The organism is Actinomyces wuliandei (genome assembly GCF_004010955.1).
Taxonomy (GTDB): domain Bacteria; phylum Actinomycetota; class Actinomycetes; order Actinomycetales; family Actinomycetaceae; genus Actinomyces; species Actinomyces wuliandei.
On record NZ_CP025227.1, the window covers coordinates 1,417,781 to 1,437,517 of the forward strand.

Here is a 19,737-nt window from a genome sequence, read left to right on the forward strand (position 1 = left end):
CTGCGCCCGTGCACGCGCACCCTCGCGTGCACGGGCGCAGCCCCATTCCCGCCCCGTTCCTTCCAGCAAACCTTCTGGCAAATGACCGACTGATGAGAGGTTTCAACTTCCTATGAAGACCATCGAGTCCCTGGGTGACCTCGCGGGCAGGCGAGTCCTGGTCCGCTCCGACTTCAACGTCCCGCTGGACGCCGACAAGAACATCACTGACGACGGCAGGATCCAGGCAGCCCTGCCGACCCTGCGGCGACTGCTCGACGCGGGGGCGAAGGTTGTCGTCGCCGCCCACCTGGGACGCCCTAAGGGGCAGGTCAACCCTGACTTCTCCCTGGCACCCGTGGCGACCCGCCTGGCCGAGGTCACCGGCACGACGGTGACTCTTGCTGAGGACACCGTGGGGCCCTCCGCCAAGGCGGCTGTGGAGGCCCTGGGCGACGGCAAGATCGTCCTCCTGGAGAACGTGCGCTTCAGCGCCGCCGAGACCTCCAAGGACGACGCGGAGCGTGAGGCCTTTGCCGCCCAGCTCGCGGCTCTGGCCGACGTGTTCGTCTCCGACGGCTTCGGTGTGGTCCACCGCAAGCAGGCCTCCGTCTACGACGTCGCCAAGATTCTGCCCTCGGCCGCGGGCCTGCTGGTGGTCAAGGAGATCGAGGCCCTGGGGCGGGCCGTCAACAGCCCGCAGCGCCCCTACACCGTGGTCCTGGGCGGGTCCAAGGTCTCCGACAAGCTCGGAGTCATCGCCAACCTCCTGGGCAAGGCGGACCGCCTGGTCATCGGTGGTGGCATGGCCTACACCTTCCTGGCCGCGCAGGGCCACGGAGTGGGCACCTCCTTGCTGGAGAAGGACCAGATCGACACGGTCAAGGGCTACATCGACACCGCGGCCGAGCGCGGCGTCGAGCTGCTGCTGCCTGTTGACACCGTGGTGGCCCCTGAGTTCGCTGCCGACGCGCCCGCCAGCGTCGTCGCCTCCGAGGCCATCCCAGCCGACCAGATGGGCCTGGACATCGGTCCGCAGACACGGGCCCGGTTCGCCGAGGCCATCGCCTCCTCCAGCACCGTGGTGTGGAACGGCCCTATGGGCGTGTTCGAGTTCGAGGCCTTCGCCGAGGGCACCAAGGCAGTGGCCCAGGCCATCAGCGGCTCCGAGGCGTTCTCGGTCATCGGTGGTGGCGACTCCGCGGCTGCGGTACGCACCCTGGGCTTTGACGAGTCCACCTTCTCCCACATCTCCACAGGTGGCGGAGCCTCCCTGGAGCTCCTGGAGGGCAAGACGCTGCCCGGCATCGCCGTCCTGGAGGACTGAGCGGCTGCCGGGCTGTCCTCCTCCCACACAACACGTAACTCAACACGACTGAAGGTGTCACAATGAGCAACCGCACTCCTCTCATGGCGGGCAACTGGAAGATGAACCTGGACCACCTGGAGGCCAACCACCTGGTCCAGGGCCTGGACATGGAGCTGAAGGACCGCGACCACGACTATGCCAGGTGCGAGGTCGTCGTCATCCCCCCGTTCACCGACCTGCGCTCCGTCCAGACCGTGGTCGAGGCCGACAGCCTGGCGATCAGGTACGGCGCCCAGGACGTCTCCACCCACGACAACGGTGCCTACACTGGTGAGATCTCCACCTCCATGCTCTCCAGGCTCGGAGTGTCCTACGTGGTCATGGGCCACTCCGAGCGCCGGGAGTACCACGGCGAGTCCGACCAGCTCGTCGGTACCAAGGCCCGCAAGGTGCTTGACGCCGGCATGACTCCGATCCTGTGCTGCGGCGAGGCCCTGGCGGTACGCAAGGCGGGCACGCACGTGGACTTCGTCCTGGGGCAGATCCGTGCCGCCCTGGAGGGGTGGAGCGCCGAGGACGTCGCCAGGATCGTCATCGCCTACGAGCCCATCTGGGCCATCGGCACCGGAGAGACCGCGACCGCCCAGGACGCCCAGGAGGTCTGCGGCGCCATCCGCCAGGCGTTGCGTGCCGACTACGGTGACGCCACAGCGGAGGCCACCCGCGTCCTGTACGGCGGATCCGCCAAGCCTGACACCATCAAGGAGCTCATGGCCCAGGAGGACATTGACGGTGCTCTTGTGGGAGGCGCCTCCCTCAAGGCGGACTCCTTTGCCGCGATGGCCCACTTCTACGCCTGACCTCCTCCGGTACACCCGACCGGTTGCCTGGGGCCGGCACGACGTGCCGGCCCCAGGCAACCGGTTAGTGGCACCTCACACCCGGTAGCCTTCGGCAGCTCTCGGCGCCGGGTAGGCTTCAGCACAGGACCACGGGGCCTACAGCCCCATGACGAAGGGAACGTAGGGGAACACTGTATGGACGCGCTACGTATTATTCTGCAGGTGCTGCTCGTGCTCTCAAGCTTCTTCCTCATCATGTCCATCCTCCTGCACAAGGGGAAGGGGGGAGGCCTGTCGGACATGTTCGGCGGTGGGATCTCCTCCTCTGCGGGCTCCTCCGGCGTGGCTGAGCGCAACCTCAACCGGATCACGGTGGCCGTGGCGCTGACCTGGGCGCTGACGATCGTGGGTCTTGGCCTCATCACCAGGATCTCCTGAGGCTCGGCACTCCACGAGCCCCCGGAGTACCAGCAGTGACCCACGTGGCGACGCCCTGGAGCGCGCGCTGCGTGGGTACCTCGCGCACCTGAGGGTTGAGCGCGGTCTGAGTCCTCACACGCTGTCGGCCTACGAGCGGGACTTGGCCCGCTACACCCGCTACCTGCGCCACAGCGGCGTGCACGATCCTGCATCAGCCTCCCCCGAGCACGTCAGCGGCTTCCTGGAGGCCCTGCGCACAGGTGCTGACGGCGCGCACATCCTGGCTGTCTCCTCAGCCTCCCGGACTCTCACGGCGGTCCGTGGCTGGCACCGCTTCCTCCTGGAGGAGGGGGCAACGAGCGAGGACCCGGCCGCTGGCGTGCGACCTCCCCAGCTGGGGCGGCGTCTGCCCAAGGCGCTCAGCATCAAGGAGGTCGGTCGTCTCCTGGAGGCCGCTGGCAGCGGGGACAGCCCGGTCAGCCTGCGCGACCGGGCGCTGCTCGAGGTCCTCTATGCCACAGGGGCACGGATCTCCGAGGCCGTCGGGCTGGTCGTCGACGACCTGGACCCTGCCTCCGGCGTCCTGCGTCTGTTCGGAAAGGGCCGCAAGGAGCGGGTGGTGCCGGTGGGGGGGTACGCCTGGACGGCCCTGGAGGCCTACCTGGTGCGTGGCAGGCCGGTCCTGGTGGAGAAGGGCCGGGGAGTGCCGGAGGTGTTTCTCAACACGCTGGGCAGGCCCCTGAGCAGGCAGAGCGCGTGGGCCGTCCTGCAGGCCGCCGCCCGACGAGCAGGCCTGTCTGGCAGCCAGGCTGCGGCCGGGGAACGTCGCGTCTCCCCGCACACGCTGCGTCACTCCTTCGCCACGCACCTCCTGTCCGGGGGAGCGGATGTACGCGTGGTCCAGGAGATGCTGGGGCACGCCTCGGTGACGACGACCCAGGTCTACACCAAGGTCACGGTAGACCACCTGCGGGAGGTCTACGCGACCAGCCATCCCAGGGCGCGGGACTGAGCGCCCAGGGCACGAGGAGCCGGACTGGTCGTGGCCGGTCCATGGCTCAGTGACTGGGCGACGAGGCGTGTCCTGAGGGTGCGGGCGTCAGCACTGAGGTGTCGGCTAGTCTGGGAGACGTGAGCGACACCGACCAGTCCGGACTGTATGACCTGCCCACCTCCGAGGAGCCTGAGGAGTCTGAAGAGGCTGAGGAGGGTGAGGGGAGAGTCTTTGCTGCTCCCGCGCCCCTGGTCTCCCACGGTCCTGCCCGTGTCGTGTCCATGTGCAACCAGAAGGGCGGTGTCGGCAAAACCACGACCACCATCAACCTGGGGGCTGCCCTGGCCGAGTACGGGCGCCGGGTGCTCATCGTGGACTTCGACCCGCAGGGGGCTGCCTCAGCCGGCCTGGGTATCAGCGCCCACGAGCTGGAGTCCACCATCTACGACCACCTCGTGGCGGCGCACCCCGACGTGCGCGCGGTCATCCACCCCACCACGGTCCCGGGCCTGGATATTGTCCCGGCCAATATCGACCTGTCTGCGGCTGAGGTCCAGCTGGTCAACGAGGTGGCGCGCGAGCAGGCCCTCAAGAGGGTGCTTCGTCCCGTCCTGGACGACTACGACGTCGTGCTCGTGGACTGCCAGCCCTCCCTGGGGCTGCTCACCGTCAACGCGCTGACGGCCTCCCACGGGGTTATCATCCCCCTGGAGACCGAGTTCTTCGCGCTGCGCGGCGTCGCCCTCCTGGTGGAGACGGTGGAGCGGGTCAAGGACCGCCTCAACGCCAGCCTCAAGATCGACGGCATCCTGGCGACCATGGTAGACACCCGGACGCTGCACTCCCGGGAGGTCCTAGAGCGCCTGGAGGAGGCCTTCGGGGACCTGCTCCTGGACACACGCATCCGGCGTACTGTCAAGTTTCCTGACGCGTCCGTGGCCAGTGAGCCGATCACGAGTTACGCCCCCTCCCACCCGGGTGCCAAGGCCTACCGTCGTCTTGCCCGCGAGGTCATCGCCCGCGGCGATGTCGCCTGAGTCCCTGGCGCCTGCCAGGGGCACCTCTGCCTCCCGCCACCAGCCGGACGGTCCAGCCCCGGTCCATGAGGCCACCGGGGCGCAGACGGCTGATCGGCTGCCGGGATTCAGCGTCGCCCTGCCGCAGTTCGAAGGGCCTTTTGACCTGCTGCTCACCCTGATCGCCCGCAGGCGCCTGGACGTCACCGAGCTGGCCCTGGCTGAGGTCACTGACGACTTCATGGCCTACATGCGCTCCGACGGGGACCTGGAGCACGCCTCCGAGTTCCTCGTGGTGGCTGCCACGCTGCTGGCCCTCAAGGCGCACCGGCTGCTGCCCCGGGAAGAGGACGAGGAGGACCCTGACCTGGAGCTGCTGGAGTCCCGCGACCTCCTGTTCGCCAGGCTCCTGCAGTACCGGGCCTTCAAGGAGGCGGCGGGAGCCTTCCGGGAGCGGGCCGACGCCGCCTCGCGCAGCTATCCGCGCCTGGTCAGCCTGGACCCCCGCCTGGCCGCGCTGCTGCCCCCTCTGGCCACCACCGTGACACCTGAGGAGCTGGCCCGTGCCGCTGCCTCGGCCCTGAGCCGTCCCAGGGACCCGGGTGTCCAGACCCTCCACCTCCACGAGCGGGTCGCCGTGGGTGAGCAGGTAGGCCTTGTCGCTGAGCGGCTCAGGCGTCACGGTCGCCTGACCTTCACCGAGCTGACCCACGACACCGACAGGGTAGCCGTGGTCGTCGCCCGGTTCCTGGGGGTGCTCCTGCTGCACCGTCAGGGCAGTGCCGAGCTGGAGCAGACGGAGGCCATGGGTGAGATCACGGTAACCTGGTGCGCCGACCAGGAGGGGCAGGTCGGCATAGTAGAGGCTGACGTGGAGGGGGAGTTCTCATGACACAGGCTGAGGTGCGTGCTCACGTACCCGGTGACGGTGCCGGGGCAGCCGCGCTGGGCACACCGTCCCAGGTCGGGGTGCGTGGTGCCGTGGAGGCGGTGCTGGTTGTCGCCGACGAGCCGGTGACCACTGCTGCTCTGGCGCAGGCCCTTGACCTGGACGAGGAGGAGACCCGCGCGCTCCTGGAGGGGCTTGCTGCTGAGTACCGCGGGGAGGCGCCCGGCAGCCGTGAGCACGGCTTCGTCCTGCAGCAGGTGGGCGAAGGCTGGCGGCTGGCCTCTGGTACCCGCTACAGCGAGGTGGTGGAACGCTTCGTCGTCGGCAGCGCCACAGCCAGGCTGTCACAGGCCGCCCTGGAGACCCTGGCGGTCATCGCCTACCGTCAACCTGTCACCAGGAGCAGGATCGCTGCCGTCCGGGGAGTCAGCGTGGACGGGGTGGTACGGACCCTCCGTGCCCGCAGGCTCATTGAGGAGGACGGCACCGAGTCCTCCGGGGCGGCCCTCTACCGTACCAGCGCAGAGTTCCTAGAGTACCTGGGTATCAGCTCCCTGGAGGAGCTGCCCGCGCTGGCCCCCTACCTCCCCGCTCAGGAGGACCTGGCAGACCTGGACGACGAGGTCACCGAGCTGACGAGTCCGGCAGGTACGCAGGAGGCAGGTAGACGTGCTGACCGGTGACGGGCGGGACGCCCGGTAACCTGGCAAGGAGGAGACAGAGAGGGGATGCAATGGCGGACAGGCTGAGCAGTCCCGGGCTGGGGCCGGTAGGAGAGCTCGGGGCGGAGGAGTTCTACGACGACGATGACGTCGAGGACCTGGACGAGGGCGCTGGTGCCGAGGCCCTGGCAGCCTTCGACTCCGAGGCGGTCAGCGAGGACGAGGAGGCCCGGCTGCTCGCCCAGCAGGCGCGGGCCGCGCGCGGTGGGGCCGATGACCCGCACGTGGTCGGCGGGCAGCGCCTTCAGAAGGTCCTGGCCCACGCCGGGGTAGGCTCCCGCCGCGCCTGCGAGGCGGTGATCGCCGCCGGACGGGTCAGTGTCGGGGGGGTCGTCGTCACCGAGCCCGGCCTGCGGGTAGACCCGCTCAGCCAAGAGATCCGGGTGGACGGCTCCCGGGTGCTCACCGACCCGGGGCTGCTCACGCTCCTCCTCCACAAGCCCGCAGGCGTGGTCACCACTATGGAGGACCCGCAGGGACGGCCCACGGTCGCCCGCTACGCCCGCGACTACCTGGCCGACCACCCTGAGCTGTCCCCAGACACGCGTCTGGTCCACGTGGGGCGCCTGGACACCCAGACCGAGGGTCTTCTCCTGCTGTCCAACGACGGGGAGCTCTCCCACCGGCTCATGCACCCCCGCTTCGAGATCGCCAAGACCTACGTGGCCGTTGTCGAGGGAGAGGTCGAGCGCTGGGTCCCGCGAAAGCTGAGGCGAGGTATCGAGCTCGACGACGGTCCCGTCCAGGCGGACCGGGTCACGGTCAAGGACACCAGTGCGCGGGGCTCGATCGTGGAGGTCACCCTCCACTGCGGACGCAACCGTGTCGTCAGGCGCATGCTGGACGCGGTAGGGCACCCGGTGACGCGGCTGGTGCGCACAAGGCTGGGACCGCTGGGCCTGGGCCGGCTTGCTCCCGGCCAGGTCAGGGCTCTGACGCAGGACGAGGTCGCGGCGCTCCAGCGCGAGGTCGGGCTGTGAGGGGGAAGCACGGGGGGCAGCCGGTGTCCACGGTGGGGCCCGTGCTCGTCGTGGGGACTGGGTTGCTGGGCACCTCCCTGGCCCTGGCGCTGACGTCGGCAGGGGTCGAGGTCCAGCTGGAGGACACCTCGCCGACCAGCCTGTCCCTGGCCCGGGACATGGGTGCAGGACGGCCGCACCGGGAGGGAGACGCCGAGCCTCAGGTAGTGGTCGTGGCCACCCCGCCGGACGTGGCCGCCGACGTGGTGGTGCGCCAGCTGGGTGCCCATCCCCAGGCCGTGGTCACGGACGTGGCCTCCGTCAAGGAGCGGGTCGCTGCTGAGGTTCGTGCCCGTGCCGACCAGGCGGCACGTCGGTACGTGGGCAGCCACCCGATGGCCGGGCGGGAGCGCTCTGGGGCGGGCAGCGCTGACTCCGACCTCTTCGCCGGGAGGCCCTGGGTGGTCGTGGGGGAGGGGGCTGATCCCTCGGCCGAGCTGGTGGTGCGCGGCCTGGCAACTGATGTCGGAGCCACCCCGGTGCGCATGGGGGCGGCTGAGCACGACGTCGCGGTGGCGGCAGTATCTCACCTCCCCCAGCTGGCTTCCTCCCTGGTGGCGGCCCGTCTGGAGAAGGTCAGCGAGTCCGCCCTGGCGCTGGCCGGGCAGGGGCTCCGGGACGTGACACGTGTGGCTGCCTCCGACCCGAGGCTGTGGTCAGCCATCGTCGTCGGCAACGCCGCCCCGGTGGCCGGGCTGCTACGCGAGCTGCGCGAGGACCTGAACCTGCTGCTGCGCGGTGTGGAGGCCGCTGTTGGCGAGCCTGGCAGCCCCGGCTGTCCCGACAGCTCTGGCTTCCCCAGCTGTCATGGCCACACGCTGCCGGGCGACGCCTCCACGCTCGCTCCGGGGGCGGTCGGCGCTGTCAGCGACGTCATGACCCGAGGTGGTCGTGGCCGGGCACGTATTCCGGGCAAGCACGGAGGCGCCCCGCGGCGCTACCGTGAGGTCCAGGTGCTCGTGCCCGACTCCGTCGGCTCCCTGGGCAGGCTCTTTGCCGACATTGGCGAGGTTGGCGTCAATATTGAGGACTTTGCCCTGGAGCACTCGGCGGGGCAGAGCGCGGGCCTGGCTGTTGTCTCGGTGCTGCCCGGCGCCGCACAGGGCCTGGAGGAGGCCCTGGACCAGCGGGGCTGGCGGGTGGTAGTCACGTAGGGACCGGCTCCCACAGCCCCGGGGCAGCAGGCGACAGAAATGTCATAGGACAGCAGGAAACATGGTTGTCCCATGACGTTTCTGTCGTCCTGGGCGGGGCGGAGGCAGCCTGCCTGTGTGCTGCCTCATCCGGGCCGAGGCCACGCCGTGGCACCGCGATGTGGGACGCTTGCGCCTGTTGGCTGAACCTGGAGGAGCGCAATGGGAATTGTCGTGGCCGTTGACGGGCCGAGCGGGTCAGGGAAGTCCTCAGTCTCCAGGGCGGTGGCTGCACGGCTAGGACTGGCCTACCTGGACACCGGTGCCATGTACCGGGCGGCCGCGTGGTGGTGCCAGCAGCAGGGCGCTGATCTTTCTGACAGCGCAGCGGCTGCCCGCACGGTGGCAACGATGCCGCTGGAGGTGGGGCTCGACCCGGATGCTCCCCGAGTGTTGTGCGATGGGACTGACATCACCCAGGAGATCCGCGAGCCTCGCATCTCCCAGGTGGTCTCCCAGGTGGCGACCAACCTGGGGGTCCGTGCGGCGCTAGCCGGGCTCCAGCGTGAGATCATCGCTGCGGAGCGGGCAGGGCTCGGCTCCTCCTTCTCCGGCGGGGCGGGAGTCGTGGCCGAGGGTCGCGACATCACCACGGTGATCGCCCCCGAGGCCGAGGTGCGCCTGCTGCTGACCGCCTCCGAGGAGGATCGCCTGGCCCGTCGCGCAGGCGACCTGGAGGCGGCGGGAAGGAAGGTCGATGAACCCGACCTGCGTGACCAGGTGGTACGCCGCGACCGCGACGACGCCACCGTGTCCCAGTTCCTCACCGCTGCCGAGGGGGTCACCCTGGTGGACACCTCCGGGCTCACCCTGGATGAGTCGGTCACCCGGGTCCTTGACCTGGTCGAGCAGGCGGTGAGCGAGGCAGCAGCGCCCCAGGTGGCTCGGCACTCCCAGGAGACCGCCCGTGCCCGGGCCATGCGCGAGGACCTGGAGGGCTACGATCTCAGCGAGGAAGACCGTGCTCTTCTCGACAGCGGGGAGAGGGCCTCCACGGAGGACCAGGTCGAGCCCGGCCTGCCGGTCCTAGCGGTTATCGGGCGCCCCAACGTGGGCAAGTCCACCCTGGTGAACCGGGTCCTGGGCCGCCGCGTCGCCGTCGTCCAGGACACCCCGGGAGTCACCCGTGACCGGGTGTCCTACCCGGCGGAGTGGGCTGGACGCCGCTTTACTATCGTGGACACCGGCGGCTGGGAGGTGGACGTGGCAGGTCTGGAGGCCGCCGTGGCCACGCAGGCGGAGGTGGCGGTGCAGATGGCAGATGCCGTCCTGCTCGTCGTGGACGCCCGAGTAGGGATTACTGAGACCGACGCCAGGGTGGTCACCATGCTGCGTCGCAGCGGCAAGCCGGTCGTCCTGGTCGCAAACAAGGTTGACTCCTCCGCCCAGGAGGGTGACGCCGCCGCGCTGTGGGGGCTGGGACTGGGTGAGCCCTACCCGGTCTCCGCGCTGCACGGGCGCGGTGCGGGCGAGGTACTGGACGCGGCTGTGGCCGTCCTGCCGGAGGTCTCCGCCGTCGCTGCGGCCCAGCCTGAGGAGGGGCTGCACCGTATCGCCCTGGTGGGACGGCCCAATGTAGGCAAGTCCTCCCTGCTCAACGCTATCGCAGGCTCCCAGAGAGTCGTGGTCAACGAGGTTGCGGGCACTACCCGTGACCCGGTGGACGAGGTCATTGAGCTGGACGGGCGGGCCTGGGTCCTGGTGGACACCGCCGGGATCCGGCGACGGGTGCGCCAGGCTCGGGGAGCGGACTATTACGCCGTCCTGCGCACCCAGGGAGCCATCGAGAAGGCGGAGGTGGCCGTGGTGCTCCTGGACGCCTCCGAGCCGGTCACCGAGCAGGACGTGCGCGTCATCCAGCAGGTGGTGGACGCCGGTCGTGCGCTGGTCCTGGTCAACAACAAGTGGGACCTGGTGGACCAGGACCGCCAGAAGGCCCTGCGCTGGGAGACGGAGCGTGACCTGGCCCATGTCTCCTGGGCTCCTCACATCAACCTGGCCGCGCGTACCGGGTGGCACACCAACCGTCTGGTGCGGGCACTCGATACCGCGCTGGAAGGATGGACCACCCGGGTGCCCACAGGTAGGCTCAACGGGTTCTTGGGCCAGCTGCAGTCAGCCACGCCCCACCCGGTGCGCGGTGGCAGGCAGCCGCGCATCCTCTTCGCCACCCAGGCCCAGGTGGCGCCGCCGCGGATCGTCATCTTCACTACCGGGTTCCTTGACGCCGGCTACCGACGGTTCATCGAGCGCCGCCTGCGCGAGGAGTTCGGATTCGCTGGCTCACCCATCCAGATGAGTGTGCGGGTGCGGGAGAGGCGCAGGAGGTGATGCGGGGGCGGAGGTGGTTGCCAGACCGTCCGGTCCGCTCCAGCCAGAGAGGTCGAGGCGGTCTGCCACGAGGGCGCGGTGGGCCAGAAGGAGGCATGAGCGCTGGGATCCTGGCTGGTAGCCAGGAAGCAACGGGCGTGGCACGCCAGGCCGCCTACGAGCGGGACCGATAGATGTCACGGCGATGGCCGACGGCGATTACCAGGACGGTCAGGACGCCGTCGTCGACCTCGTAGACGATGCGGTAGTGACCTGTGCGCACCCGCAGCTCCCCGTCACCACCGGTGATCTTTCTGGCCCCGCGTGGGCGAGGTTCCTCAGCGAGGAGGTCGATGGCGGCCTGGACACGACGGCGTGCCACAGCGTCAAGCCTGCGTATCTGGCGGGTGGCGGCGGGTGAGAGGACGACGGAGCAGGCCATGGTCCTGTGCCTCTATGTTCTGTCAGTGTGATCCTGTCAGGCCGTCCGCCTGGCTCAGGCCCAGGTCTGCCTTGACCTCCTCCCAGGGGACGGGTGGAGAGGCTGCCATCTCCTCGCGTGCCTCACGGGCTGCCCTGATATCAGCCAGGTCCTCAGCCGCCTCGATCAGCTGGCCGAGGTCATCAGCGTCAATGACTGCGGCCACCCGCAGACCGCGGCGGGTCAGGTAGACGGGGGAGTGGCCGACGCGGGCAGTGTCAACAACCTCCGCCAGCCTGCTGCGGGCGCTGGTCACAGTCATCTCGGGCATGCTCCCAGTCTAGCTGAGACAGCGGTTCTGTACATTATGCGTCACTATGAGCACATCATGACTGGGGCGTGAAGGACCGCTGCGCCGGCTGCCGGAGGTTCATCGAGTGCAGCCTGTGCGAGGGGCTGGGCTACGGTGCACGGTGTCAGGCCCACGTACCCGGCGGGTCGTGGTGGGTGGGAGGATGACGGAGCAGGTCAAGGCCCAGGCCTGCCCTGACCTCCTCCCGAGGAATCCCGAGGACTCCCAAGGATGCCCCCAGGAACAGGTGTACCCTGACAGGGCGGCTGACCGCATGTCGCTTTTTGTCAGGAGCCTGTCCGCCTCGCGCGCCTTCTACGGGAAGGCGCTGGCCCCGCTGGGCTACTCGGTGGTCGCGGAGTACGGGCCGGTTCTCGCCCTGGGTGCGTGTGACGAGACCGGCCGGGCACACCCGGAGGTCGTGCTGGTCCCTGAGGAGGTGCCGCCACGCAGCCACCTGGCCCTGACCGCGGCCTCCACCGATGAGGTCGAGGCGTTCTACCAGGCGGCCCTGGTGGGGGGCCGACAACGGTGCGCCGGGGGAGCGGCCCCACTACCACCACCCCGGGTACTACGGGGCCTTCGTCCTGGACCCCGACGGCAACAACATCAAGGCGGTCTGCCACGAGGGCGCGGTGGGCCAGAAGGAGGCATAAGCGCTTGGGATCCTGGCTGGTAGCCAGGAAGCAACGGGCACAGGTGGGCGTGTGACACTGTCCAGGATGGTGCGAGTCCCAGGCGGTGAGCTCATGATGCGCGACGCCCGAACGTCCTCGGCGCGGACCGTGGTGGTGGAGCCGTTCAGCCTCACGACACCTGTGACACTGGCGCATTACGGCGAGGTCGGGGACGTTGCATGGACGGTGAAGGACGGACTCGACTGCCCTGCGCCTGTTGCGACCAAGCGGCTCAACGCGTTCGGACTGCACGACATGCTGGGGAAGGTGTGGGAGTAGTGCTGGGACTACGCCGATCCCGCACGGTACGCGGACTACTGGTCCTTTCGTGGCGGTGGCTGGGCGGACGAGCCGTGGAGCTGCCGTGCCTCTGTGCGCCGTCGAGGTGTGCCGCCGCACTACCAACCACCTTGTGGGGCTGCCAGCGAGGGACCGCAGGGCATCGGCGGCCAGGACCCTGCGCAGGTCCCTCGGGTTCTGCTGGAGCGTGGCCGTGGCTGCTGATCCTGACCAGGGGCTGGACGCGTTCACGGCGCTTGACGTCAGCGACGCGGACGTGGCCTGGATAGTGACGCAGAATCGCCGCAAGAAGCGGTTGTCAGCGGTGCTGGGCGAGTCTGGTGAGTCAACCAACAGGTGAGTCAAGGGGACGCACAGGCAGTGGTGGGACTGCGGTCCGCTAGTCGCGGCTGGTTGCGCCAGCCGTTCCCGGTGATCACCCGGTCGTCCACGCGGTCATCGTGGTAGACGCCCTAGACTGGCCACATGCCGACAACGCAGACACCTGTTGACCCCACCACCACACCCGCCTGGCAGCGCCTGGCCGGGCTCCACGACGCCCTCACCCCCGACCTGCGCACCTGGTTCGCTGAGGACCCGGGGCGTGCCGAGCGCCTCTCCTACCAGCTCGGTGACCTCTACGTGGACCTGTCCAAGAACCTGGTCACCGAGGAGGTCCTGGCGGCACTGGTCGAGCTGGCCGAGCAGGTGGACGTTCCCGGGCGCCGCGACGCCATGTACGCCGGGGAGCACATCAACGTCACCGAGGACCGCGCCGTCCTGCACACCGCCCTGCGCAGGCCTGCCACCGACACCCTGGTGGTGGACGGCCGCGACGTTGTCGCTGACGTCCACGAGGTCCTGGAGAGGATCTACGCGTTCGCCCGGCGTGTGCGCTCGGGGGAGTGGACGGGCGCGACCGGCAGACCGATCACCACGGTGGTCAATATCGGTATCGGCGGCTCCGACCTGGGGCCGGTCATGGTCTACGAGGCTCTCAAACCCTACGTCCAGCCGGGCCTGGAGTGCCGGTTCATCTCCAACATAGACCCGGCCGACTGTGCGGAGAAGGTCGCCGACCTCGATCCGGAGACCACGCTGTTTATCATCGCCTCCAAGACCTTTACCACCCTGGAGACCCTGACCAACGCCCGTATGGTCCGCGACTGGTTCCTCGGCGCGCTCCAGGACAGGGGGATCGACACCGAGGGCGCGGTCGCCAGGCACTTCGTGGCCGTGTCCACCGCCCTGGACAAGGTGGCCGACTTCGGTATCAATCCGGACAACGCCTTTGGGTTCTGGAGCTGGGTAGGCGGTCGCTACTCCGTGGACTCCGCCGTGGGCACGGTGCTGGCGGTGGCGGTCGGCCCGGAGCGCTTTGCCGAGCTGCTCAGCGGGTTCCGCGCCGTGGACGAGCACTTTGCCACCAGAGCGCCGGCTGACAACGTCCCCATGCTCATGGGGCTGCTGAACGTCTGGTACGTCAACTTCTTCAAGGCCGCCTCCCACGCCGTGCTGCCTTACGCCCAGTACCTGCACCGCTTCCCCGCCTACCTCCAGCAGCTGGCCATGGAGTCCAACGGCAAGTCCGTACAGTGGGACGGCACCCCGGTGACTACCGGTACCGGGGAGATCTTCTGGGGGGAGCCGGGTACCAACGGCCAGCACGCCTTCTACCAGCTCATCCACCAGGGCACCCAGCTCATCCCCGCCGACTTCATTGCTGCGGCCAACCCCGCCCACCCCACTAAGGACGGGGAGGTGGACGTCCACGAGCTGTTCCTGTCCAACTACCTGGCCCAGACCGCGGCCCTGGCCTTCGGCAAGACCGCGGAGGAGGTGCGTGCCGAGGGCACGCCCGAGGAGATTGTCCCCGCCCGGACTTTCCCCGGTAACAGGCCAACGACGTCGATCCTGGCACCCGCGCTGACACCCTCCGTGGTCGGCCAGCTCATCGCCCTGTACGAGCACATCACCTTCACCCAGGGGGTCGTGTGGGGGATCGACTCCTTCGACCAGTGGGGCGTGGAGCTGGGCAAGAAGCTCGCGCTGGAGATCGCTCCCGCCGTCCAGGGGGACGCCGCCGCGCTGGAGGCCCAGGACGCCTCTACCCGTGGCCTCATTGCCCGCTACCGGGACCTGCGCCGCTGAGGCCCGCAGGCATGACAGCAGACATGCTGGGCGGGTGTGTGCCAGGCGACGACGGTGGACACCCCGATCGTGGGGCGGCTGCTGCTGCTGCATGACCTCAACACTGAGTGCACGCCCTCGGCCCAGGACTTCGCCGCCCGCTTCGGCGAGCTCCTGGGCCGAGCGTGACGGTGCCTGGCACGCCGCCGGACCCGACCGACTATCATTCGCATGACTCTCTGAGGAGGATGCCGTGAGGGAGATCAGCGCTGCCGAGCTGCGCAGGCGCCTGGACGCGGGGGAGAACCTCATCGTCCTTGATGTGCGAGAGCCGGACGAGGTCACTAAGGCCGCTATCAACGGCGCGGTGAGCATCCCGCTGGGTGAGGTCGTGGAGCGCAGGGACGCCCTTGACTCCTCCCGGACCACTGCCGTCATCTGTGCCGGGGGAGTGCGCTCCGCCCGGGCGATCGAGGCTCTGACAGAGGTTGGCTATGAGGGCGAGCTCCTTAACGTTACCGGTGGGATGAGGGCCTGGTTGGAGCAGCAGGCTGGATGACAGGCGGTTCCGGGCACGGTGCCGCGGTGCCAGGACCTCTGGTCGTAGTCCTGACAGTCTGCGGTCGATTAGGAGTGACTGGCGTCACCACCACCGGATTTCGGAGCAGGCCCGGTCATGGGCTAGAGTTCTTCTCGTTCCGGGAGGCTGAGGCTGCTGGAAACGGGCTGTGGCGCAGTTTGGTAGCGCACTTGACTGGGGGTCAAGGGGTCGTGGGTTCAAATCCCGCCAGCCCGACGGGCAGGGCCACCGCCAGCCGGGCGGTGGCCCTTTTCGTTGGGGCCATGCACGTTGAACTGCGGTCGTCTTTGGCTGCCCGACCCTGCCCCTCAGGCATGTGACTACTTTGTAGCGACCTTGTGGTCGCCTTGCCCCCTTCTTATCCCCCTCTTGGATTGCGGTCCCCTGCTGGCCTTCTACGGCGGAGGCGCCTACGTACCCAAGCTGGGCTGGTCACCAGCCTGGGTGCCAGGTAGGTGCTCAGGAGGTCAGCCGTCCCCAGTAGTGCGGTCGCCACCTTGAGGAGCAGGTCCTCCCCGGGACGGTAGTCCTTGGCTCGGGCCAGTCGGGCCGCCAGGTCAGGCCGCTGCATGTGCAGGAATCGCCGGGCCTTGGCCGCGTGGACGGCGTCGGAGACAATGACGATGCGCTGGGCCTCCTCCAGAACCGGGACGACGTTGCGGATGTTCTCCCACGTGGACCTGCTGCGCGTCTCGGTGACGAGCCCCCCAGCGTAGCCCAGTGTGCGAGCGTGCCTGGCCAGCAGCTCCGCCTCTGCAACGGGCCCGGCCACGCTACCGCCGCTGGCGACCAGCAGCGAGTGTGCTCCTGCCTGGGAGCGTAGGGCGTAGGCGGCACGACGACGGTTGACGTGGCCTGCTGTCATACCAGTGTCCGCGTGGCCCAGGACGACGACGACCTCGCGGGCATTTTCCTCGTGTGCCGGGTCCAGGCCCAGGTACCACTGTGAGGCGCTGCGGTGGACGAGTTCGGCAGCAGTGACCACGGCCAGGGCTACGAGCACGGTGCCTCCCGCTGCCTGGCGGACGTGCGGACCTGAGACGCTCACTTGTGCAGGATACCGTTCCCCGCCCAGGCAGGTCAGACAGCGTAGGACGGAAGACGACCAGCACAGTAGGTCTCCTGGTCGCAGGGCCTACGACGACCCGGCAGGAGTCCTCGACGGTCCTCAGGCGGGTCTTCTAGTGCTGTGATCCTGCAGAGATAACCTTCCCGTCACGGGGAGTGAAGAGTACACTGATGTCACGTCGTATCCTGCACATCGGTGGCAGGCATCGGTCTGTCCCGGGCACGTATGCGGGAGAAGACGCACCGCTTCACTGGTGAAGCTGTTGTCTGACACCTGAAGGAGCAGACTCGTGATCTGGTTCCATCTCCTCATCGTCCTCCTGTTCATTGTTGTCGGTGCCCGGCTGGGAGGCATCGGTATCGGCCTGGCCGGGGCTGCTGGCATCGTGGTCCTGGCAGCCACCGGGGTGAGTGTCGATGCCGACGCTGCTCCCTGGGAGGTCATCGGCATCATCATGTCTGTGATCTGTACCGTTGCCGCGCTCCAGGTGGCCGGCTCCATGGACCACCTCATCCACCTCACCGAGGTGATGCTGCGCCGCCACCCCAGGCAGATCGTCTACCTGGCGCCGTTTGTCACCTTCGTCATGTCGATGATGTGCGGGACCGGGCACACCGCCTACTCGGTCATCCCCGTCATCGTCGACGTCGCCAAGGAGCACGACATCCGGCCGTCCAGACCTCTGTCCATCGCCGTGGTCGCCTCGCAGGTGGGGGTAGCCGCCTCTCCTATCTCGGCCGCCATGGTGGCACTGGTCGTCGCCCTGGAGCCCGTGCATGTCAGCTACTTGCAGTGCCTGGCCATCGTCGTGCCCACCACCTTTATTGGGTGCGCGGTGGGTGCCGTGGCTGCCTCCCGGCAAGGGTCGGAGCTGGCGGACGACCCCGTCTACCGGCGGCGCAAGGCTGACGGACTCGTCAAGCCCAGCGCCGCCATCTCTGCCTCCTACACCCCGCAGCGCAGCGCAGTCCCCGGCCTGGTGATCTTCCTGGCGGCTCTGGTCCTTGTCGTCGTCTACGCGACGGTGAGCTCACCGGAGCTGGGCATCATCTCTGACCCGCCCATTGCGTCCACCGCCGCCATCATGACGATCATGCTGGCCACTGCCGCTGTCATCTGCATGGTTGCCAGGAGGCCCACGAACTCGATCGCCAGCCAGGACACCTTTCGCGCGGGCATGACCGCTGCGGTGTGCATCCTGGGTCTGGCCTGGCTCGGTAACACCTTTGTCAACCACTACGAGGAGACCATCTCTGACGCGCTGTCCATGCCCATGCAGGCCATGCCCTGGCTGGCCGCCGTGTTCTTCTACTTCGCGGCCCCCCTCATGTTCTCCCACGCGGCGACCACACGTGCCTTCATGCCGCTCATGGTCGGTCTCGGACTGTCCCCTGTCGCACTGGTCGCCAGCTACCCTGCCGTGGCGAACTACTACCTGCTGCCGAACTACCCGACGACAGTGGCGGCCATGGAGATGGACGACACCGGCTCCACCCGGGTGGGCTCCAACGTACTTGCCCACCCCTTTGTCCTTCCTGGAACGGTGTCGATCGTCGTGTGCATCACGCTGAGCTTCCTGATCGCTCCTCTCGTCCTTGGGTGAGGGGATCCTTGTCTGAGGGGTTCCTTGTCGTCGGCGCAGTCGTCGGCGCAGTCGTCGGCGTACTGGGGCTAGGTCTGCCGATTTCTTGCAGGACGGCAGGGCCCGGGCGGTCCTGGAGGCGTGGAGGCCCTGGACACCGCGACCTAGCCGTTTCCTCACAGACCTACTGTTTCCTCACAGGTGACTGACGTGCCAGTCGTCGTGTGGGGAGAACGGTACACCTGCCTTACAGGGGGTGGGGCTTTCCGTGGCCCGGGGCAAGGGCCGACGGTGACGCTGCAGGCCCCGCCAGGGCCTGCCCTTGTCAAGGCGTGGGCAGTCGGGGCGTGGAAGCCCGGCGGGCTCTCGTGACAAGTCTTCTTCCGGATGTCCCCTTGCGCCGGGACGCTCCTGCGTGCAGGATACGGCGCATGCCGCACCTGCGGTGCACGGCGGCCAGGGCGGCGCCGGGTCGTGTGCCGACCCGTCCTGACCACCCAGGGTGCTGACCAGCAGGCATCTGAAGGAGACTGCTATGGCCCGTGACACTGACAACTCTCTGCCTGTTGAGAGTCGTGACGACCTTGTCGCCTGGATAGCAGAGGGCTGCAAGTCCGCTGACAGCGTCCGGATAGGCACCGAGCACGAGAAGATCCCTTTTTACCTGCGTGACTACGCTCCGGTCTCCTATGAGGGCGACCACCACCGCCCGGGCGTGCGCCACTTGCTTGAGGGGCTCCAGCAGGACACGGGCTGGGACCCCATTACGGACGGTCCGCATCTGATCGGCCTGGCTGACGGCAGCGGGGCGGGAGCGGTCTCCCTGGAGCCCGGGGGACAGCTGGAGCTGTCAGGAGCCCCCCTGTCCAGCCTGCACGACACCGCAGCCGAGCTCAAGGACCACCTGGCGCGCACCCTGCCTCTGGCCCGTTCCCTGGGTATAGGGTTTCTCAGCCTGGGGGCAGCCCCCACGTGGACCCGCTCCCGGGTACCGCTGATGCCCAAGAGCCGCTACGCCATCATGGCCCGCCACATGCCCAGAGTCGGTTCCCGAGGCCTGGACATGATGATGCGCACTGCCTCGGTCCAGGTCAACATGGACTTCTGCGACGAGGCTGACATGGTGACCAAGCTGCGTGTGTCGCTGGCTCTTCAGCCGCTGATCACGGCCCTGTTTGCCAACTCCCCCTTTCTCGACGCGGCCCCCAGCGGCATGCTGTCCACGCGCTCCCACATCTGGACTGACACGGATCCGCAGCGCACCGGCATGCTCCCGTTCGCTTTCGAGCGGTCCATGGGCTACGAGCGCTACGTGGACTACGCCCTGGACGTTCCCATGTACTTCGTCAAGAGAGGCGAGGTCTACCACGACGCGACCGGCGGCACCTTTCGCGACCTGCTGGAGGGGCGGCACCCCGACACCAGTGAGCGTCCTACCCTGGGGGACTGGGAGAACCACCTGTCCACGCTCTTTCCAGAGGTGCGTCTCAAGCGGGTGCTGGAGCTGCGAGGAGCCGACACTGTCGCCTCCGACCTGCTTCCCGCCCTGCCTGCGCTCGCCACCGGTGTCCTCTACCACCGGCCCTCCCTGGAGGCAGCCTGGGACCTCGTCCGTGACTGGACTGCTGCACAGCGCCAGCAGCTGCGTGAGGACGCGCCGCGCCTGGCGCTGGAGGCAAGTGTGCACGGCCGTAGGCTAGGGGCCGTGGCCCGCGACGTACTGGCGCTGGCCGAGGACGGGCTTCGCGCCCGGGCGCGCCTGGACAGCGTCGGCCTGGACGAGTCCGTTCTCCTCGACCCGCTCAGAGAGATCGTCGAGAGCGGGGTAGCCAGGGCGCAACATCTGCTGGTACGCTGCCGGGACTCCTGGGGTGGAAGACTGGACCCGCTTTTTACCGAGAACACCTTCTAGTCCACTAGTTAATACGCTTCACGTACCACTCAGGCAAGGCGC

The 19,737-nt window shown here is 68.5% G+C and carries 20 protein-coding genes and 1 tRNA gene; 18 read left to right on the forward strand and 3 right to left on the reverse strand.

All coding sequences use genetic code 11. The annotated features are described in order from the left end of the window. Window positions 1-112: 112 nt before the first annotated feature. The 10 genes from CWS50_RS05830 to der all read left to right on the forward strand — a co-directional run bounded on the left by CWS50_RS05830 (window position 113) and on the right by der (window position 10,714). The gene (locus CWS50_RS05830; RefSeq protein WP_127842029.1) at window positions 113-1,306 is read left to right on the forward strand and encodes a phosphoglycerate kinase; all 1,194 of its coding nucleotides are present in this window, start codon (window positions 113-115) and stop codon (window positions 1,304-1,306) included. A 62-nt stretch (window positions 1,307-1,368) separates the two neighbouring features. Next, window positions 1,369-2,148: a triose-phosphate isomerase gene (gene tpiA / locus CWS50_RS05835; RefSeq protein WP_127842030.1), complete on the forward strand. Its 780-nt coding sequence runs from the start codon at window positions 1,369-1,371 to the stop codon at window positions 2,146-2,148. Window positions 2,149-2,325: 177 nt separating this feature from the next. Beyond that, window positions 2,326-2,568 carry a preprotein translocase subunit SecG gene (gene secG / locus CWS50_RS05840; RefSeq protein ID WP_127842031.1) on the forward strand — a complete coding sequence of 81 codons (243 nt, stop codon included), beginning with the start codon at window positions 2,326-2,328 and terminating at the stop codon, window positions 2,566-2,568. A 67-nt stretch (window positions 2,569-2,635) separates the two neighbouring features. Further along, complete coding sequence (locus tag CWS50_RS05845) at window positions 2,636-3,562, forward strand: site-specific tyrosine recombinase XerD (RefSeq protein WP_127843285.1); 927 nt, start codon at window positions 2,636-2,638, stop codon at window positions 3,560-3,562. Between the two features lie 119 nt (window positions 3,563-3,681). Beyond that, window positions 3,682-4,581, forward strand: a complete 900-nt coding sequence (locus CWS50_RS05850; protein WP_127842032.1) for a ParA family protein — start codon at window positions 3,682-3,684, stop codon at window positions 4,579-4,581. Further along, a complete protein-coding gene (locus CWS50_RS05855) occupies window positions 4,571-5,452 on the forward strand; it encodes a segregation and condensation protein A (protein ID WP_127842033.1) in 882 nt (293 codons plus the stop codon). The genes CWS50_RS05850 and CWS50_RS05855 overlap by 11 nt, the downstream gene beginning before the upstream one ends. Beyond that, the gene (gene scpB, locus CWS50_RS05860; RefSeq protein WP_127842034.1) at window positions 5,449-6,132 is read left to right on the forward strand and encodes an SMC-Scp complex subunit ScpB; all 684 of its coding nucleotides are present in this window, start codon (window positions 5,449-5,451) and stop codon (window positions 6,130-6,132) included. Before CWS50_RS05855 ends, scpB begins: the two co-directional genes overlap by 4 nt. 50 nt (window positions 6,133-6,182) lie before the next feature. Beyond that, complete coding sequence (locus CWS50_RS05865) at window positions 6,183-7,151, forward strand: pseudouridine synthase (protein WP_127842035.1); 969 nt, start codon at window positions 6,183-6,185, stop codon at window positions 7,149-7,151. Next, the gene (locus CWS50_RS05870; protein WP_127842036.1) at window positions 7,148-8,344 is read left to right on the forward strand and encodes a prephenate dehydrogenase; all 1,197 of its coding nucleotides are present in this window, start codon (window positions 7,148-7,150) and stop codon (window positions 8,342-8,344) included. The genes CWS50_RS05865 and CWS50_RS05870 overlap by 4 nt, the downstream gene beginning before the upstream one ends. A 201-nt stretch (window positions 8,345-8,545) precedes the next feature. Beyond that, entirely contained in the window at window positions 8,546-10,714 is a 2,169-nt protein-coding gene (der, locus tag CWS50_RS05875; RefSeq protein ID WP_127842037.1) for a bifunctional cytidylate kinase/GTPase Der, read from the forward strand. 154 nt (window positions 10,715-10,868) lie between these two features. Here der and CWS50_RS05880 read toward each other — a convergent pair whose 3' ends face one another. After that, a complete protein-coding gene (locus CWS50_RS05880; RefSeq protein WP_127842038.1) occupies window positions 10,869-11,135 on the reverse strand; it encodes a type II toxin-antitoxin system RelE family toxin in 267 nt (88 codons plus the stop codon). 22 nt (window positions 11,136-11,157) lie between these two features. Further along, entirely contained in the window at window positions 11,158-11,445 is a 288-nt protein-coding gene (locus tag CWS50_RS05885; protein WP_127842039.1) for a type II toxin-antitoxin system Phd/YefM family antitoxin, read from the reverse strand. A 503-nt stretch (window positions 11,446-11,948) separates the two neighbouring features. Between CWS50_RS05885 and CWS50_RS13950 the strand changes: the two genes are divergently transcribed. The 6 genes from CWS50_RS13950 (at window position 11,949) to CWS50_RS05910 (ending at window position 15,348) form a co-directional block, all read left to right on the forward strand. After that, window positions 11,949-12,122, forward strand: coding sequence for a VOC family protein (locus tag CWS50_RS13950; protein ID WP_306821263.1), 174 nt, complete (start codon window positions 11,949-11,951; stop codon window positions 12,120-12,122). Between the two features lie 93 nt (window positions 12,123-12,215). After that, a complete protein-coding gene (locus CWS50_RS13195) occupies window positions 12,216-12,422 on the forward strand; it encodes an SUMF1/EgtB/PvdO family nonheme iron enzyme (RefSeq protein ID WP_206610481.1) in 207 nt (68 codons plus the stop codon). An 85-nt stretch (window positions 12,423-12,507) separates the two neighbouring features. Next, complete coding sequence (locus CWS50_RS12935) at window positions 12,508-12,783, forward strand: hypothetical protein (RefSeq protein WP_164860026.1); 276 nt, start codon at window positions 12,508-12,510, stop codon at window positions 12,781-12,783. 125 nt (window positions 12,784-12,908) lie between these two features. Further along, window positions 12,909-14,573 carry a glucose-6-phosphate isomerase gene (gene pgi / locus CWS50_RS05900; RefSeq protein WP_127842040.1) on the forward strand — a complete coding sequence of 555 codons (1,665 nt, stop codon included), beginning with the start codon at window positions 12,909-12,911 and terminating at the stop codon, window positions 14,571-14,573. 232 nt (window positions 14,574-14,805) lie between these two features. Next, the gene (locus CWS50_RS05905) at window positions 14,806-15,111 is read left to right on the forward strand and encodes a rhodanese-like domain-containing protein (protein ID WP_127842041.1); all 306 of its coding nucleotides are present in this window, start codon (window positions 14,806-14,808) and stop codon (window positions 15,109-15,111) included. Window positions 15,112-15,274: 163 nt separating this feature from the next. Further along, a tRNA-Pro gene (locus tag CWS50_RS05910) sits at window positions 15,275-15,348 on the forward strand. Window positions 15,349-15,490: 142 nt separating this feature from the next. On the opposite strand, the gene CWS50_RS05915 is transcribed toward CWS50_RS05910, so the two are convergent. Then, on the reverse strand, window positions 15,491-16,180 hold the full coding sequence (locus CWS50_RS05915; protein ID WP_127842042.1) for a YdcF family protein: 690 nt from the start codon (window positions 16,178-16,180) through the stop codon (window positions 15,491-15,493). A gap of 310 nt (window positions 16,181-16,490) precedes the next feature. On the opposite strand from CWS50_RS05915, the gene CWS50_RS05920 reads away from it, so the two are divergent. Together CWS50_RS05920 and CWS50_RS05925 are read left to right on the forward strand one after the other, a co-directional pair. Next, window positions 16,491-17,804: an anaerobic C4-dicarboxylate transporter family protein gene (locus tag CWS50_RS05920; protein ID WP_127842043.1), complete on the forward strand. Its 1,314-nt coding sequence runs from the start codon at window positions 16,491-16,493 to the stop codon at window positions 17,802-17,804. Between the two features lie 514 nt (window positions 17,805-18,318). Continuing rightward, the gene (locus CWS50_RS05925; RefSeq protein ID WP_127842044.1) at window positions 18,319-19,695 is read left to right on the forward strand and encodes a glutamate--cysteine ligase; all 1,377 of its coding nucleotides are present in this window, start codon (window positions 18,319-18,321) and stop codon (window positions 19,693-19,695) included. Window positions 19,696-19,737 lie beyond the last annotated feature (42 nt).